Annotated in this window: 3 protein-coding genes; 2 read left to right on the forward strand and 1 reads right to left on the reverse strand. The window is 64.2% G+C overall.

The genetic code is table 11. The features are described from left to right. A partial coding sequence (locus ACYVDE_RS20345) for an aldehyde dehydrogenase (protein ID WP_460503363.1) occupies positions 1 to 1270 on the forward strand: 1270 nt, incomplete at its 5' end. Here the strand turns inward: ACYVDE_RS20345 and ACYVDE_RS20350 are convergent. Continuing rightward, the gene (locus ACYVDE_RS20350) at positions 1267 to 1857 is read right to left on the reverse strand and encodes a Uma2 family endonuclease (protein ID WP_460503364.1); all 591 of its coding nucleotides are present in this window, start codon (positions 1855 to 1857) and stop codon (positions 1267 to 1269) included. The genes ACYVDE_RS20345 and ACYVDE_RS20350 overlap by 4 nt on opposite strands. 91 nt (positions 1858 to 1948) lie before the next feature. On the opposite strand from ACYVDE_RS20350, the gene ACYVDE_RS20355 reads away from it, so the two are divergent. Then, positions 1949 to 2423 (forward strand): acyltransferase (locus ACYVDE_RS20355; RefSeq protein ID WP_460503365.1); only part of this gene is annotated, 475 nt, incomplete at its 3' end.

Here is a 2423-nt window from a genome sequence, read left to right on the forward strand (position 1 = left end):
CGCCCTGCCCGCCGAAGACCGGGGCCGCCTGCTGGTGAAAATCGCCGACCTCATCGACGCCCACCTGGAGCGCCTGGCCCGCGCCGAAAGCCAGGACAACGGCAAGCCCCTGGCCCTGGCCCGGGTGATGGATATTCCGCGCGCCGCCAGCAACTTCCATTTCTTCGGCACCGCCGCCGGCCATTTCGCCACCGAAGCCCACGTGCAGGACGGCGTGGCCGTGAACTACACCGTGCGCCACCCCGTGGGCGTGGTGGGCTGCATCTCGCCCTGGAACCTGCCGCTCTACCTTTTCACCTGGAAGATTGCGCCTGCGCTGGCCGTGGGCTGCTGCGTGGTGGCCAAGCCCTCCGAAATCACGCCCGCCACGGCCTTCCTGCTGAGTGAGCTGTGCATCGAGGCCGGCCTGCCGGCGGGCGTGCTCAACATCGTGAACGGCACCGGGCCGGGCTGCGGACAGGCCATCGTGGAGCATCCGGGTATCAAGGCCATTAGCTTCACCGGGGGCACGGCCACCGGGCGGCACCTGGCGGCCACGGCCGCGCCCATGTTCAAAAAGCTCAGCCTGGAGCTGGGCGGCAAAAACCCCAACCTCGTGTTTGCCGACTGCGACCTGGCCGCCGCCGTGGCCACCAGCATCCGCAGCAGCTTCGCCAACCAAGGCCAGATTTGCCTCTGTGGCTCGCGCATTTTCATCGAGCGCCCGATTTATGAATCATTCAAAACCGAGTTTCTGAAGCAGCTCCAGGACCAGAAAATCGGCGACCCGCTGGATGCCGATACCAAGCAGGGCGCGCTCGTGAGCGAGGCGCACTTGCAGAAAGTATTAGCCTACATTAAGCTGGCGCACGAGGAAGGTGGCACCCTGCTGGCTGGCGGCCACCGCGCCACCGTGCCCGGCCGCTGCGCCAACGGCTACTTCCTGGAGCCCACCGTGTTCGAGAACCTGCCCTTCGACTGCCGCGTGAACCAGGAGGAAATCTTCGGCCCCGTCGTGACCCTCACCCCTTTCGACACCGACGCGGAAGCGCTGATGATGGCCAACAGCACCGACTACGGCCTGTCGGCCACCGTCTGGACGCGCGACCTGCAGCGGGCTCACCGCGTGGCCCACCAGCTGCACGCCGGCATTGTGTGGGTGAACACCTGGCTGCACCGCGACCTGCGCACCCCCTTCGGCGGCATGAAAAACTCCGGCGTGGGCCGCGAGGGCGGGCTGGAAGCCCTGCGCTTCTTCACCGAGGCGCAGAACGTGTGCGTGAAGCTTTAAAGCTCCACGCCCGCATATACCTCTGCCAGCAGCACCTGGCAGGCGATACTGCTCAGGTCCAGCACGGCGGCCGGGTCGCGGGTTTCGGTGAATATCCAGCGGCCCAGCTCGTCCCGGGTGTATAACTCGGCGTGCACTTCTTCGGAGCTGAGCATCAGGTACTGGCGCAGGCTCTCAATCTGACGGTAGAGCGTGAACTTCTCGTAATGGTCGCGCTCGGCAGTTGAGGAAGAAGTAACTTCCACAATGAGCACCGGGTTGGTGAGGGAGCGCGGCTTTACTTCATCGGAAAGCACTGGTGTGCCGCATACGACCACGGTATCCGGGTACAGATAGCCGGAACGATTCTTCGTTTGCACCCGCAAGTCGCTCATATTGGCTTTGCAGCCGCGCGGGCGCAATTGCGGGCCAAGCACCTGATTGAGGTTATAGTTGATATCGTTGTGCGCCATTTCAGCCCCAGCCATGGCCCACACCCGGCCATTAGCGTATTCGTGGCGGGTTTCAGCAGCAGCTTCCTGCCGCAGGTAGTCTTCAGCCGAAACAGGCACAAATTCTTCGGGAAATTTGAAAGCAGGCAGGCCCATAACGGTGTCGGTTTCGGAGGTTTACCCAAAAGTACGACCCCAACCCCGCTCGCTGCCTTACCTTTGCGGGCCGAAACCATCTGTTGCCCGCATGTCTCACGTCTCCCCCGATTACTACGCCCACCCCACGGCCATCCTCGACGAAGGCTGCCAGGTGGGTCGGGGCAGCCGCATCTGGCACTTCTGTCACATCTCGGCCGGGGCCGACATTGGCGAAGCCTGCAACCTGGGCCAGAACGTATTCGTGGCCGACGGCGTGACGCTGGGCCGCAACGTGAAGGTGCAGAACAACGTGAGCCTCTACGGCGGCGTGGTGTGCGAAGACGACGTTTTTCTGGGCCCGTCGGTGGTTTTTACCAACGTAAAGAACCCGCGCAGCGCCATTCCGCGTAAGGGGCCCGGGCAATACCTCACCACCTATCTGGAGCAGGGCGTCACCATCGGGGCCAATGCCACCGTGGTGTGCGGCGTGCGGCTGGGCCGCTACGCTTTTGTGGGCGCGGGCAGCGTCGTGACGCACGATGTGCCGGCCTACGCGCTGGTGTACGGCACGCCCGCCCGCCCGC

It is taken from the genome of Hymenobacter agri (genome assembly GCF_054778495.1).

Coding starts and splice junctions, on each gene's coding strand:
- ACYVDE_RS20350 (WP_460503364.1), bottom strand. CDS start 1,857: ATGGGCCTGCCTGCTTTCAAATTTCCCGAAGAATTTGTGCCTGTTTCG.